Below are 14,488 nucleotides of genomic sequence, written 5' to 3' on the forward strand. Positions count from 1 at the left end.
GTGTATAAGAGACAGGTCCTGGGGATGCGGCGGGGAAGGCGTCCGTGGTGAGTGGTTCGGCGGCGTCGGGTTCGGCGGTCGTCCTCTTCGGCACGGAGCCGCTGTTCCGTGACCATCCGAAGGGGGTGTTTTCGCAGGTGGGGAGGGCGCTGCTGAGCGTGGGCTGAGGTTCTGCCTCCGGCGGTTCTTTCCCCAACGATCACCGGCTCCGCCGAGTTCGTCCTCAAGCGCCGGACGGGCTGATTACTTTCAGCCCGGCCGGTGTTTGAGGCCATCTTGTACGGGGGTCCAGGGGGCGGAGCCCCATGGTTTCGGGAAGGGGCGGGGTTGGGGAAGAAGAATGGACCCATGACTCGTGAGATCAAAGTGCACGGCACCACCGCCACCGGATACGAAGCCGTTCGGGACGAGTTCACCCGCGTACTCGCCGGAGAGAAGCCCGATCATGCCGCTCAACTCGCCGCGTACGTAAGGGGCAAGCAGGTCGTCGACCTCTGGGTGGGGCCCGACACGGACGGTGACACGCTGTTCGCGGTGTATTCGTCCACCAAGGGCGCGGCCCACCTCACGACCGCCCTGCTCGTGCAGGACGGAATCCTCGACCTCGACAGGGAAGTGGCCCACTACTGGCCGGAGTTCGCCGCCGGGGGCAAAGGCCGCGTCACCCTGAGGGAACTGCTCTCGCACCGCGCGGGCATCGTCGGCGCCGACACCGGATTCACTCCGGAGGAGATCGCGGACGACCGCGCCATCGCCGCCCGCCTCGCCACCCAACGCCCCTACTGGCGCCCCGGCACCGCCTTCGGCTATCACGCGCTCTCCATCGGCGCGCTCGCCGGTGAAGTCGTCTTCCGGGTCACCGGGCGGACCCTGCGGGAGATATACGAGGAGCGCGTCCGCGCACCGTACGGGCTCGACCTCCACCTCGGGCTCCCCGAGGCACTCGAGCCCCGCTTCCGCTCCGTACTGCCGATGATCCCGTCCGTCACGGAGCGCGCCTTCCTCGACGCGCAGCCGCCCCAGCCGGACACCCTGAACTCCATCGCCTTCAACCGCAACGGCGCACACCCCACCGACCTGGAGGCGCTGCCCAACTCCCGCCTCGTACGCGCCAAGGGGCCCGCGTCCGTCGGCGGTGTCGCCTCCGCGCGCGGTCTCGCCGGGATGTACGCGGCGGCGGTCGGCGGGCTCGACGGGCGGGAGCCGCTCCTGAAGCCGGACACCGTGGCCGAGTTCGGGCAGATCCATTCCAGCGGGTACGACCTGGTGATCCAGGCCCACAGGTCGTACGGGGTGGGATTCCAGAACACGGCCGAAACCGGGTACCCGTTCCTCGGCGCGGGGTCCATCGGGCACAAGGGTGTGGGCGGCTCGCAGGCGTTCGCCGATCCGCGCAGCGGGCTCGCGTACGGCTATACGCGGCGCCGGTTCCCCTTCCCCGGCGGGCCGCCCCCGGAGGACGAGCGTCTCGTGCGGGTCATCCACACGGCCGCGGTCACCGGCTGACCGGCCGGGCCACGTGGGAGAGGGCCGCACCCCGGCTTCGGGATGCGGCCCTCTCTCACGTACACGGAGTGCTGGTCAGGCGACCGCCAGCTCCACCTTGATGTTGCCGCGCGTGGCGCTCGAGTACGGGCACACCTGGTGGGCCTGCTCGATCAGGGACTGCGCGGTGGCCGCGTCCACGTTCGGTATGGAGGCGGTGATCGCGACCTCCAGGCCGAAGCCGCCGGCCTCGTTCTGGCCGATGCCGACCTGCGCGGTCACGGTCGAGCCCGAGATGTCGGCGTTCGCCTTGCGGGCGACCACGCCGAGCGCGCCCTGGAAGCAGGCGCTGTAGCCGGCCGCGAAGAGCTGCTCGGGGTTGGTGCCGGCGCCGCTGCCGCCCATTTCCTTCGGCGGGTTGACGACGACGTCGAGCTTGCCGTCGTCGGTGGCGACGCGGCCGTCACGGCCGTTCTCGGCGGTGGCGACGGCGGTGTACTTGACGGCGATCTGCTGGATGGACATAGGTGCCGGTTCCTCCTGAGACGAGCCGCTCTGCGCGCCCACAGTCGCGGCATTGTGGAAAGACTTTATCGGATGCCGGAAAGTGCCCATCCGTCGCCCGTCTCAGGGCTCAGAACGCAGAGCTCGGGCCGCGCGGCTCATGCCGCACCACGGCTCAGACGAGGGAAACGATCATCTTTCCCGTGTTCTCGCCGCGGAGCATGCCCAGGAACGCCTCGACGCCGTTCTCGACGCCCTCGACGAACGTCTCGTTGTACTTGAGCTCGCCGGAGCGGATCCACGCGCCGACCTCGGCCACGAACTGCGGCTGCAGCGCGGCGTGGTCCCCGACGAGTACGCCCTGCAGGCGAAGCCGCTTGCCGATGATCATGGCCATGTTGCGCGGGCCCGGCGTCGGCTCGGTGTCGTTGTAGCCCGCGATCATGCCGCAGATGGTGGCGCGGCCGTGCACGTTCATGCGGCTGATGGCCGCCTCGAGGTGCTCGCCGCCGACGTTGTCGAAGTAGACGTCGATCCCGTCGGGGGCGGCCTCCCTCAGCTGCTCGGCCACCGGGCGCGGGTCCTTGTAGTTGAACGCGGCGTCGAAGCCGTACTCCTCCACCAGGAGCTTCACCTTCTCGTCCGAGCCCGCCGAGCCGATGACCCGCGATGCGCCCTTGAGCCTGGCCATCTGGCCGACCTGGGCGCCGACGGCACCGGCGGCGCCGGACACGAACACCGAGTCGCCCTCCTTGAAGGAGGCGACCTCGAAGAGGCCCGCGTACGCCGTCAGGCCCGTCATGCCGAGCACGCCGAGGTACGCGGAGAGCGGCGCGGCCTTGCCGTCCACCTTGGTGGCGTGCTTGGCCGGGACGGTCGCGTACTCGCGCCAGCCGCCGAAGTGCAGGACGTGGTCGCCCACCGCGAGGCCCTCGGCGTTCGAGGCGACGACCTCGCCGACCGCGCCGCCCTCCATGGGGTGGTCCAGCTGGAACGGCGGCGTGTAGGACTTCACGTCGTTCATGCGGCCGCGCATGTACGGGTCCACGGAGAAGTGCAGGTTGCGGACCAGGACCTGACCGTCGGCCGGGGCGGTGACGGGGGCCTCACGCAGCGCGAAGTCCTCCGGGACCGGCCATCCGTGCGGGCGCCGGACGAGGTGCCATTCACGGCTGACGGCGGGGAGCTCTGCGGACTCGGGGGTGACGGACATGCGGGGGGCCTTCCTGGAACAATGCGAACAATGCTTGAAGTAGTGAAACAACCATGCGCCTACATATTTGATGATGTCAAGTAACTGGGTAGTCTGATGCCATGGCCACCAGCAGCTCACGCCCCCCGCGCACCGACCCCCTGACGCTCGAAGTCGTCGAGCTGATCGGCACGGTCGTGGCGCGCTACCACGACGAGTACGAAGAGGCGGCGGGCCGGCACGCCCTCACCGGAGCGCAGGCGCGCGTCCTCGGCCTTCTCACGCTCGAACCGGTCCCGATGCGGCGCATCGCCCAGAAGCTGAAGTGCGAGCCGTCGAACATCACGGGGATCGTCGACCGGCTCGAGGCACGCGGCCTGGTCGAGCGGCGGCCCGACCCGGCCGACCGCCGGGTGAAGCTGGCCGCCCCCACGGACGAGGGCCGGCAGATCGCACGGAGCCTGCGCGACTCCCTGAGCTTCGCCCGCGAGCCGCTGGCCGAGCTCACGCACGAGGAGCGGCTCTCACTGCGCGGGCTGCTGCGCAGGATGATCGGCGAGGACGCGGAGGACACGCAGGGCACGGCGGGCTGACCCGCTACGTGCACCACCACAGGAAGCGGTCGCACGTCTCCGACGGGGTCGGTACCGGCTTCGGGTCGGGCTTCTGCGAGATCGGCGGCGGCGCCGGGCGCGTGGTCTCCGGAGTGTTCGGGGTGTCGGGGCCGTCCGGCGCGGAGGTGGCGGCCGGGGTCTCGGAACCGGACCCGCCGTCGGCCTTGTCCGCCTCACCGTCCTTGGCGGCCTTCTCGGCCTTCTTCGCGTCCCGCGCCGCCTTGTCGGCCGCGGACGCCGATGCCGTGGGGGTGGCCGACGCGGTCGCCGTGGACCCGTCCTCGTACGCGGTCTCCTCGTCCTGGCCCGCCGACTCCCGTGCCGAGGGGCGCTCGCCCGCGTCCCCGTCCGGGGCGGACGCCGTGGAGTCGCCGGAGGGGCCCTCGGTGCCGAGCTCGGCCAGGCTCAGGCCTCCCGCGGCGAGCGCGAGACCGGCCGTGGCGAGCAGGATCCTGCGGCGCCTGCGCCGGTGCGCCTTGCGGGCGCGCTCCTTGCGGCGGCGGCCCCGGACGCGCGGCGCCTCTTCGTCGTACGCACCCTCGGGACCGTCCACCGCTTCCTGCTCGGCGACGGCCTCCCCGTACTCACGGCAGGCTTCGGCCGGGGTTCCGCATCCCGGGCAGGCCAGGGCGCCGTTGAGGTGCCTGTGGCACGGGTGGCAGTAGTCCATGAGGCATGGAGGCTAAGTGAGCCACGGGGAACAGAGGAAGCGACTGCCGTGAAGGTTGTGTGCGGAATCGAATGTTCCAGCGGAATGCGCCGGGTGGATGTGGTGCTACTCGGTCAACACGGTCTGAAAGCACCTCTATCCGGCGAACGCCGCCTGTGCCACGCCCCGGCCCGCGTCCGGCACCACGAGCACCGAGCCGGAGAGCGGGTGCGGCGCGTCGAGTCCCGTGCGGGCGCTGGTGATGTAGAGGTCCCGCAGGCCGGTCCCGCCGAACGCGCACGCGGTGGGGCGCGCCACGGGGAGTTCGATCACCCGGTCCAGGGCGCCGGCCGGGGTGTAGCGGCGGACGGCGGCGCCGTCCCACAGGGCGACCCAGACGCAGCCGTCGGCGTCGACGGTGAGTCCGTCGGGGTAGCCGGCCGTGTCCTCGACGGACGCCAAGGGGCGCCGGGAGTGCGGGAGTTGGTCGTCGCCCAGTTCCATTACGTCGATGCGCCGGGTCAGGGTGTCGACGTAGTACATGAGGCGGCCGTCGGGGCTCCAGCCGATGCCGTTGCTGACGGAGACGTCGCCGAACACCTCGGTGGCGGTGCCGTCGCCGGTGACGCGGATGAGGTCGGCGGCGCCCGGTGTCTCGTCGTAGGACATGGTGCCCGCCCAGAGCGCGCCGTCCGGTGCGACCGCGGCGTCGTTGCCCCGGCGGCCCGGTACGACAGCGCGGTGCAGCCACCGGAAAGCGGAACCGTCGGACGCGGCGTCGTACAGGCCCACGCCGTCCCGGAGGTTGACCACAAGGCCGCCGCCCGCGCGGGGCTTGGCGGCGCCGACGTGCTGTTCGGTGGCCATGACCGAGCGGTGCCCGGTCGACGGATCGTAGGTGTGGACGCGTGAGCTCAGGATGTCGACCCAGATGAGCCGCCGGGCGGCGGCGTCCCACGTGGGGCCCTCGCCGAGTGCTGCCTGCGCGCGTACCGCTATGTCCATCCCGGCAGGCTACCCGCGCACCCCCGGCCGGCCCACCCAACCCAGCTCTCCCCGCAACCGCCTTGCCCTCAGGACAAGTTCGAGCTCGAAGCGGCGGTCCGGGTCGTCCACCTCGTCGCCCCACAGTTCCCTGATCTGCCGCAGGCGGTAGCGCACGGTCTGCGGGTGGACGCCGAGCCGCGCCGCCACCTCGGGCGCACCGCCCCGCGTCTCCAGCCAGGCGAGGAGGGTCTCGGCCAGGCGGCGGCCGTGCGCGGGCCCGCAGTGTGCGAGGGGTGCCAGGCAGCGGCGGGCCAGGTCCTCGATGAGCTCCTCGGGCTGGAGCAGGACCAGGGCCTCGGTGTACTCGGTGCAGTGCAGGACCTCGCCGGACGGCAGCAGTCCGCGTTCCATGAGGCGGACGGCGGCCTGGGCCCAGCGCAGTGACTTGGCGGCGTCGGCGAGCGGTACGGGCGGGCCGATCGCGCCGGACCAGCCGGCCATGGCGCGCTTCAGGAGTTCGGGGCGCCCGGCCGCGTCCGGGTCCGGGATGACCATGCGGGGCTGCTCGGTCTCCATGTCGAGCAGCACGCCCTGCCCGACGGCGGGCGCCACGGCCTCCCGCGCGGGCCTGAGCAGGACGCCGACGGCGACCCGTTCGGGCAGCTGCCAGCCGACGCGGGCGGCCCGCTCGTCGAGGGCGCCGCCGGGCTGTGCGGAAGCGGAGTACGGGCCACCGGCGGAAGCGGAATCGCCCTGCACCCCGGTCCACGCCTCGCCGCGCCGCTCGGAGAGCAGCAGTTCCATCAACTTCCGTTGCAGACGCAGCCGTTCGCCCGCCTGCCGGGCAGCGGCCTCGGCGTATCCGCGTACCGACTGGTCGACCAGGCCGTCGAGATACTCGAAGCCCGACTCGGCGAGTTCGTACATGGCCGGGGGCGGGATCTCGATCTGCTGGCCGATCTCGGCGAGGCGGCGCCAGGCCAGGCGCACGCCGAGCCGGTAGATGGCCTGCAGCGAGTCGAGGCTGCGGCCGTGCAGTCCCTCGCCGCGGCCGAACTCCTGGAAGACCTCCAGGGGATAGCAGGGCCGGCCCTCGCCCGCCGCGATCTGCTGGACGAAGCCTTCGAGGGCGCGGCGGATGCCGATGAGCGCCATCGGCTCGCCCGAGTCGTCGAGGACGACGGGCAGGCCCGGGTACTCGGCACGGATCTCCCGCAGGATGTCCTGGGCGAGCGCGGGCACTTCGTCCAGGGCGAGCGCGGCGAACCGCCGTACCAGCAGGGGCGGGACATCCCGCCAGGCGGAACGGACGGACAGCGAACCGTGGCTCTCGGTCACGGGCGCGGTCACTCACTGCCCCCGCGTGGCGGCTCGTAGTGAACGAGGGGCGTGTTGGGCTGGTCCGGGGTCGCGTTCAGGACAGCGACGATGCCGAGGGCGGCGGCCACGGCGAGGGCGGCGGCCATCACGACGGTCAGTCCTGCGGCGAGCAATCGGTGCATGTCAGGGTCAGCCTCTCTACTGGAGGTCGTCCCCACCCTGGTCGCACGGCTGGCGTTTCGCACAGTCCCTTACCGGCCCCGCCCGGCGAGAGCACAGTCTCATCAATGCATTGACACTAAGTCAAGGGTCCGCCTAGCGTTCCGGCCCCATACGGCTCGGTAACCTTCGCCCCCGCCCTCAGGAGTGCCGGATGCGTCGCACAGCCTCGCCCCTCTCGCTGGTCCTCCTGGGACTCGGCGCCTTCCTGCTCGTCCTGGCACCGCTGCTCGCGTGGTACGTCGAACCACGGGCGAAACGCACGCCGGTCGACATCGACACCATTACGGTCTTCAAGGGCAAAGGCAGCTATTTCGACACCGACAAGATCAAGACGGTGCATAACAAGAACCTCACGATCACGCGTCAGGTACGCGGCGACGTGAAGGACAGCACCAAGGAACACGCGGTCTGGGACGTGGTCACGTCGGTCGATCCCGACAAGTCCCTGCCGGCCGCGGACCCGCACGATTCGCTCCAGTTCACCCAGGAGCGCTGGGTCACCGACCGCGAGACGAACAGGCCGGTGCACTGCTGCGGCGAGAAGCCGTACTTCGAGGGCGAGGCCTACCTCAAGTTCCCCTTCGACGTGGAGAAACGCTCGTACGTCTGGTGGGACAACACCCTGGGCGCGACCGTCCCGCTGACCTTCCGCGGCACCAAGAAGATCCAGGGGTACGAGGGCTACCGGTTCACCGCGAAGGTGAAGCCCGCGAAGACCGGGACCCGGCTCGTGCCGGGCCGCCTGGTGGGGCAGCCCAAGCGCAGCAACGTACTGGCCGAGGAGTGGTACGCCAACCACGGCGTGGAGCTGGTGGCCGACAAGACCACGGGCCGGATCATCTACGCCGCGGTCGGACCCCGCAAGACGCTGCGGGCACCGGGCTCCGACAAGGACGCGACGGTGCTGCTCGACAGCGAGCGCATCGCGTTCACGACCAAGACGCAGAAGACGCAGGTCGGCCTCGCCGACGACGACAGCAGCCGGCTGAAGCTGGTGGGCACGACGCTGCCGGTGGGCGCGGGTGCGCTGGGTGCGGTGCTCGCCGCCGCGGGAGCCGTGCTCGTCGTCCGGGGACGGCGGTCCAACAGTGGGGCCGATGGTTCCGGAGGGCCGGGTTCAGCAGCGGAGCCGGACGGTCCGAACAGCGATACGTCACCAACTGCCCTGCAACCCACCACGATGTGATGAGACGTCAGCTAATGAAACCCCCGAACTTATCACTTCGGTGAGTAGCCGCGTCGAACGGGGCGGCGAAAACTGTCCACCCCACCCGAGCACAGTCCCCGCACCGCCCCCGCACAGACCGACCACAGCACCTCCGCAAGACCCCGCACCTGATCGACCCCGTACCTGACCAGAACGGTTCCACCCCCCACGGATCCGCACCCTGACGAGTTGGAGCACGCATGCCCCAGCACGTGCCATCCCCGCTGCGCGCCGCCACCCCTCGGGTCGCGCAGCGCGTTCCGGCGCCTCCCCCACAGCCGCGCCGGATCGTTTTCCTCGCCCGCCGCGACCTCGGCAATCCGGCCGCGGGCGGGTCCGAACTGCTCGTCGACCGGCTGGCCGACGGCCTGAGCAAGCTGGGCCACCAGGTCACCCTGCTGTGCGGGGGTCCTGCCGCCTTCCGCGACTACCGCGTGGTGTCGGCGGGCGGCGACCTCGGGCACTATCTGCGCTCGCGCTCGGCCTTCGCCCGGCAGGTCGGCGACTGCGATCTGCTCGTCGAGGTCTGCAACGGCATGCCGTACCTGGCGCCGCTGTGGCACCGCGGTCCCACGCTGTGCCTGGTCAACCACGTCCACACCGATCTGTGGGGGATGCGCTTCCAGGGCGCGCTCGCCCCCGCGGCCCGGCTCGGCCGAAGACTCGAGCACTGGTCGCTCTCGGGGGCCCAGCGCGGCAACCTGCTCGTGGCCGTCTCGCCGTCGACGGCCACCGCCCTGCGCGCGATAGGCGTGGAGCGAGAGCGAATACGCATCGTCCACAACGGGGTCGAGGAACCGGGCCCCCTCCATCCGCGCTCCGACGAGCCGCTGTTCCTCGCGATGGGACGCCTCGTCGAGTACAAGCGCATCGATCTGCTGCTGCGCCTCTGGGAGCGCGTCAGACCCGTCACCGGCGGCCGTCTGGTGATCATCGGCGACGGGCCCGAGCGGGCTCGGCTCGAGCAACTCGCCGGTCCCGGCGTGGAGTTCAAGGGCCATGTCTCCGAGGCGGAGAAACACCGGCTGCTCTGCGAGGCCTGGCTGCTCCTGCACCCGTCGGCGGTGGAGGGCTGGGGCCTGGTCGTCACGGAGGCGGCCACGCGGTTCACCCCCGCGGTCGGCTTCGACGTACCCGGCATCCGGGACTCCATCGAGGACGGCGTCACCGGGCTCCTCGCCCGCGGCGAGAGTTCCTTCGCCGCCGCGTGGTGCTCCCTCGCGCTGAGCACCGAGCGGCGGACGGCCTTCGGCAAGGCCGCCGGTGAGCGGGCCGCCGGCTACCGCTGGGCCAATTCCGTACGCGAGTTCCAGACGGTCGCCGCAGAGGCGGTCGCGCGTCACGCCTCCCAGGGGTCCCCGTGAAGGACCCCTCGCTGCGCCGTTCCCTCACCCTCTTCCGGGCCTTCCTGCGCGAGCAGCAGGAGCCCGAGCGGTGCTACACGCTGCTCGCCCGTGACGCCGCCGACCAGGTCGAGGCGTACGGCGCGGTCAAGGACCGGATCGTCGTCGATGTCGGCGGCGGCGGCGGCTACTTCACCGAGGAGTTCCGGCGGCGCGGCGCGCAGAGTTTCCTCTTCGAGCCGGACCCGGCGGAGCTCGGCGCCAAGCCCCCCGAGGGCTCGGTAGTCGCCGACGGCTATCTGCTGCCGCTGGCGGACGGCGTCGCCGACGTCACGTTCTCCTCCAACGTCCTGGAGCACGTGGACGACCCGCAGACGTTCCTCAGCGAGATGGTGCGGGTGACCAGGCCCGGCGGTCTGATCTATGTCTCGTTCACCAACTGGTACTCGCCGTGGGGCGGTCACGAGTGGGCGCCCTGGCACTTCCTGGGCGCCGACCGGGCCCGGGCCCGCTATGAGCGGCGTACCGGCAAGAAGGCCAAGCACACCCTGGGCGAGAACCTCTTCGCCCACCACATCGGCCCGACCCTGCGCCAGGTCAGGGCCAGGGACGACGTCTCCGTCGTCTCCGCGCGGTCCCGCTACTGGCCGTTCCTGGCCGCTGGCATCACGAAAGTGCCTGGCGTACGCGAGTTCGCCACCTGGAATCTCCTCCTCATCCTCAGGCGGTGTCCATGACCACGGTCCAGGCCCCACCCCCGGCGGCGGTCCGCCCCACGACTGCCGCCCCGGAACCCGAACGGGGGCCACGCTCCCGGCGCTGGCTGCTGGGGTTCTGGGCCGTGGTGCTCGTGCTCTTCCTCGCCGTCAAACCGGGGCGGATGACGTTCGACACCAAGCTCGGCGTCGCCGTCGACCCCTGGCAGTTCCTCTCCGACCTGGGCCAGCTCTGGCACGACCGGGGCGGCTTCGGCGGTATCCAGGACCAGTACGTCGGCTACACCTGGCCGATGCTGCCGTTCTACGGCCTGGCCGACCTCGTCCAGCTGCCGGTGTGGCTCGCGGAGCGGCTCTGGCTCTCGCTGATCGTGTCGGTCGCGTTCTGGGGTGCGCTGCGGCTCGCCGAGCGGCTGAAGATCGGCAACAGTGCGAGCAGGCTGCTCGGCGCGGTGGCGTACGCGCTCTGGCCGACGTTCACCGTGATCGTCGGGTCGACGTCGGCGGCCGCGCTGCCCGGCGCGTTCCTGCCGTGGGTGCTGCTTCCGCTGACGAACGACCGCGTCAGCGCCCGCCTGGCGGCGTGCCGCTCCGCGCTCTTCATCCCCTTCATGGGCGGCGTGAACGCGGCGGCGACGCTCGCGTCCCTGCTCCCGGTGGGCCTCTATCTCCTCTCCCGGCCGAACGGACCGCGCAAGCGGAAGCTGATCACCTGGTGGGTTCCGGGAGTGATCCTGGCGACCGCCTGGTGGGTGGTGCCGCTGTTGATGCTCGGCATCTACGGCGAGAACTTCCTTCCGTACGTGGAGAATTCGGCCACCACGACCGGCACGATGTCGGCCACGGAGACGCTGCGCGGTGCCGGCAACTGGGTCGCCTATCTGCACTTCGGCGAGGCCTGGCTGCCCGCCGGATGGACGGTCGCGACCTCCGTGATCGTCGTCGTCTGCTCGGCGCTCGCGGCCGCGCTCGGCCTCGCGGGCCTGGCCCGGCGTGATCTGCCCGAGCGGCGCTGGCTCGTCCTGACCGTGCTCTCGGTCGTCCTGGTCACGCTTGCCGGGTACGGCGGCGCGTTCGGCGCGCCCTTCCACGAGACCGTGCAGAGCTGGCTGAACGGCGGGCTCGTCCCCTTCCGCAACATCTACAAGTTCCAGACGGGCCTCGCGCTCGCGCTGGTCCTCGGCCTGATGCACCTGGTGGGCGTGGCCGCGCAGGCGCGCGGGGCGCGACCGGTGCGGGGCCGCAAGTACGCGCCGCTGATCGCCGCCGTGCTCGTACTGCCAGGGCTCGCCTTCCCCTACCTCAACGGGTCGATCCTGCAGCCCGGTTCGTTCCAGAAGCTGCCCAACTACTGGCAGGCGACGGCCGACTGGCTGGAGAAGTACTCCCCCGACTCCCGCGCGCTCGTCGTGCCCGCGACCGCGCACGGCATCTACACCTGGGGCTCGCCCATCGACCAGCCCCTCGACGTGCTCGCCGAATCCCGCTGGGCCCAGCGCGACTACGTCCCGTTCGGCACGCCCGGCAACCGGCGCGCGATGGACGCGGTGGAGCAGGCCCTCGCCACGGGCGGTGAAGTACCCGGCCTGCGCGACTACTTGACCCGCGCCGGGCTGTACTACGTCGTCGTACGCAACGACCTCGACCCCGACCAGATCGGCAACGTACCGACCGCGACGGTGAAGCGGACCCTGGAGGAGTCGGGATTCGAGCGGGTCACCGGCTTCGGCCCCACCGAGACCGGCGGGAAGATCCCCGACGACACGCCCCTCCAGGTCGAGGGCCTGTATCCGCGCGAGCGCGCGGTGGAGGTCTACGCTCCCGGCTCGGGCGCGGAACGCCCCGGCCAGGCCGGGATCAAGGCGGTCTCCAACACGGCGGTGGTGAGCGGCGGACCCGAGTCGCTGCTCCCGCTCTCCGCCGACCCGGCGATGCGGGACCGGCCCTCCGTCCTGACGGGCGACAACCACCCGGGGATCGGGGCGCCCGGACTCCAGGCGGTCGGTGACGGACTGCGCCGCGCGGACACCCGCTTCGGCCTGGTCAACAACAACACCTCCTATACGTACGGACCGGGCGAACGCAATGCGAGCGACGCCCTGCAGGACGCGGGCAAGAAGCCGCACCAGATCCTGCCCACCGAGGGGATCGAGCACCAGACGACGGCGCGGCTGCGCGGCGCGAAGTCCGTCACCGCGTCGAGCTACGGCAACTGGCTCTTCCATCTGCCGCAGTACGACCCGGTGAACGCCTTCGACGGGAACCCCGAGACGGCATGGGCCGAGGGCAGTCCCGGAAAGCCGAAGGGTTCGTGGATCAAGGCCGAGTTCCGGTCGAAGGAGTCGATCCCGTCCTCGATCAAGGTCATCCCGCTGCCGCAGGAGGGTGTGCGGGCCGCGCCCACGAAGGTGCGGGTGGAGACCGAGCAGGGCAGCGCCACCAGCACCCTGCAGCCCGACGGCATGCGGCAGCGGATCAAGTCGCCCGCCGGTGCGTCGAGTTGGCTGAAGATCACGATCCTGGACGCACAGATCGGGCACGCGGGTCTGACGGGCGCCGGGTTCTCCGAGATCACCGTTCCCGGTGTGAAGGTGACGAAGCTCCTGCAGATGCCGTCGGACACCGGCGGCTCGTCCAGGGACACCGCGGTCGGCGCCGACGCGACGACGTACTCGATGCACCGCTCGTCGGACCCGAGCGCGCTGTCGCCGGTGAACACCGAGTCGGGCCTGCACCGCCGCTTCACGACGCCGGCCGACGCCGATTACGAGGTGGCGGCGAGCGCGGTCGCCGTACCGGGCAAGGAGCTCGACAAGCTGCTCTACCAGGTGGCGCCCGAGCAGAAGGACCAGATCATCGCCACCGCCGACTCCACGTCGGGGCTCGGCACGAGTCTGTCGCCGCGCAATCTGACGGACGGGGACCTGACGACGGGCTGGATCGCCGGCGACCGTCCGGTCGTCCATCTGAAGTGGCCGGACAAGCAGGCGGTCGACGAGATCGTCCTTCCGGCGGCCGGTGGTCTGTCGACACGTCCCGAGAAGATCGAGATCAGCTCGCCGGACGGCGCCGCGATCGTGGGCGTCGACGAGAACGGCGTGGCGCGCTTCGCGCCGATCACCACGGACGAGATGACCATCACGATCACCGAGACGGCGCCGCTGACGGTGCACAACCCGGTGGCGGACGACGAGTTGCAGCTTCCGGTGGGTCTGACCGAGGTGTACGTCCCGGCCCTGGACAAGTACCGGACGCCGCAGCCCGACGCGTCCGCGACCTTCGAACTGGCCTGCGGCAAGGGCCCAGAGCTCGCCGTCGACGGCAAGCTGTACGCGACGAGCGCCAAGGGCTCGGTGCGGGATCTGGTGGAGCGGCGCCCCATCGAGGTGACGCTCTGCAGCCGGGGCGAGGAGAACACCAAGGTGTCGCTGGGCTCCGGCGAGCACACCGTCGAGGCCGGTGACGCGGGTCCGCTGACCCTGATGGACGTGTCGCTGACGCAGGGCACGCCGGGCGCGATCGACCGCGAGTCCCGCGCCCTGGACATCAAGGACTGGCGCGGCGACCGGCGCGAGCTGTCGGTCGGCTCGGGCGCGGCCTCGTATCTCTCGACGTACGAGAACATCAACGACGGCTGGAAGGCGACGCTGAACGGCGAGGAGCTCTCGTCGGTACGCCTCGACGGCTGGCAGCAGGGCTGGCTGATCCCCAAGGGTGAGGGCGGCACCGTCAAGCTCAGCTACGAGCCCTCGCGCGTCTACGAGATCGGCCTGATCGGCGGCGGTGTCGGGGTGCTCGCCCTGGTCGCCCTGGTCCTGATCCGGCGCCGCGAGCCGAACCCGGACGCACCGGACACGGCGCCGCCCGCCCCGGGCCTGATCCTCGGGGCCGTGGCGCTGACGCTGGTGGCGGCGGTGATCGCGGGCTGGTTCGCGCTGATCGTGCCGGTACTTGCGCTCCTTGCCTGGCGCCGCCACGCCCTGCTCGTGCCGCTCGCCTTCGTGGCGATGGCCGGGGCGGGGATCGCGGCGGCCATCGGTGCGGGCGAGCCGATCGCGTCGGACGAGGGGGCGTTCGGTCCCGCGGCCCAACTCCTGGCGATCATCGCGCTGTTCGCGGCGCTGGTGAGCGTGGGATCCGATGCGGGGGCTGCTGTGCCCCTCGGTGGTGGCGACCCTGGCGGTGGCGACCCCGGCGGTAGCGACCCCGGCGGTAGCGGCGCGACACCATGGGGCCCGCCGCCCCAAGC

Annotated in this window: 12 protein-coding genes; 6 read left to right on the forward strand and 6 right to left on the reverse strand. The window is 71.2% G+C overall.

The features are described 5' to 3' along the window. Positions 1-348: 348 nt before the first annotated feature. Complete coding sequence (locus E2651_RS32070; protein WP_135334769.1) at positions 349-1,506, forward strand: serine hydrolase domain-containing protein; 1,158 nt, start codon at positions 349-351, stop codon at positions 1,504-1,506. A 75-nt stretch (positions 1,507-1,581) separates the two neighbouring features. On the opposite strand, the gene E2651_RS32075 is transcribed toward E2651_RS32070, so the two are convergent. Continuing rightward, complete coding sequence (locus tag E2651_RS32075) at positions 1,582-2,010, reverse strand: organic hydroperoxide resistance protein (protein ID WP_135334770.1); 429 nt, start codon at positions 2,008-2,010, stop codon at positions 1,582-1,584. A 154-nt stretch (positions 2,011-2,164) separates the two neighbouring features. Beyond that, on the reverse strand, positions 2,165-3,202 hold the full coding sequence (locus E2651_RS32080; RefSeq protein ID WP_135334771.1) for an NADP-dependent oxidoreductase: 1,038 nt from the start codon (positions 3,200-3,202) through the stop codon (positions 2,165-2,167). 101 nt (positions 3,203-3,303) lie between these two features. Between E2651_RS32080 and E2651_RS32085 the strand changes: the two genes are divergently transcribed. Continuing rightward, the gene (locus tag E2651_RS32085) at positions 3,304-3,774 is read left to right on the forward strand and encodes a MarR family transcriptional regulator (RefSeq protein WP_135334772.1); all 471 of its coding nucleotides are present in this window, start codon (positions 3,304-3,306) and stop codon (positions 3,772-3,774) included. Positions 3,775-3,778: 4 nt separating this feature from the next. Here E2651_RS32085 and E2651_RS32090 read toward each other — a convergent pair whose 3' ends face one another. From E2651_RS32090 to E2651_RS44270, 4 genes are all read right to left on the reverse strand, one after another. Beyond that, positions 3,779-4,465 carry a hypothetical protein gene (locus tag E2651_RS32090; protein WP_135334773.1) on the reverse strand — a complete coding sequence of 229 codons (687 nt, stop codon included), beginning with the start codon at positions 4,463-4,465 and terminating at the stop codon, positions 3,779-3,781. A 135-nt stretch (positions 4,466-4,600) separates the two neighbouring features. Next, the gene (locus tag E2651_RS32095; protein WP_135334774.1) at positions 4,601-5,449 is read right to left on the reverse strand and encodes an SMP-30/gluconolactonase/LRE family protein; all 849 of its coding nucleotides are present in this window, start codon (positions 5,447-5,449) and stop codon (positions 4,601-4,603) included. Positions 5,450-5,458: 9 nt separating this feature from the next. After that, positions 5,459-6,769, reverse strand: a complete 1,311-nt coding sequence (locus tag E2651_RS32100) for a helix-turn-helix domain-containing protein (protein WP_135334775.1) — start codon at positions 6,767-6,769, stop codon at positions 5,459-5,461. Between the two features lie 8 nt (positions 6,770-6,777). Then, positions 6,778-6,933 carry a hypothetical protein gene (locus E2651_RS44270; protein WP_167828956.1) on the reverse strand — a complete coding sequence of 52 codons (156 nt, stop codon included), beginning with the start codon at positions 6,931-6,933 and terminating at the stop codon, positions 6,778-6,780. Between the two features lie 191 nt (positions 6,934-7,124). Here E2651_RS44270 and E2651_RS32105 point away from each other — a divergent pair, with 191 nt between their 5' ends. The 4 genes from E2651_RS32105 to E2651_RS32120 all read left to right on the forward strand — a co-directional run. After that, positions 7,125-8,159, forward strand: coding sequence for a DUF3068 domain-containing protein (locus E2651_RS32105; protein ID WP_135334776.1), 1,035 nt, complete (start codon positions 7,125-7,127; stop codon positions 8,157-8,159). A gap of 221 nt (positions 8,160-8,380) precedes the next feature. After that, entirely contained in the window at positions 8,381-9,544 is a 1,164-nt protein-coding gene (locus E2651_RS32110; protein WP_135334777.1) for a glycosyltransferase family 4 protein, read from the forward strand. After that, complete coding sequence (locus E2651_RS32115) at positions 9,541-10,260, forward strand: class I SAM-dependent methyltransferase (RefSeq protein ID WP_209446300.1); 720 nt, start codon at positions 9,541-9,543, stop codon at positions 10,258-10,260. The genes E2651_RS32110 and E2651_RS32115 overlap by 4 nt, the downstream gene beginning before the upstream one ends. Further along, a partial coding sequence (locus tag E2651_RS32120; RefSeq protein WP_135334779.1) for a DUF3367 domain-containing protein occupies positions 10,257-14,488 on the forward strand: 4,232 nt, incomplete at its 3' end. The genes E2651_RS32115 and E2651_RS32120, both read left to right, overlap by 4 nt.

Source organism: Streptomyces sp. MZ04, from assembly GCF_004684775.1.
GTDB lineage: Bacteria > Actinomycetota > Actinomycetes > Streptomycetales > Streptomycetaceae > Streptomyces.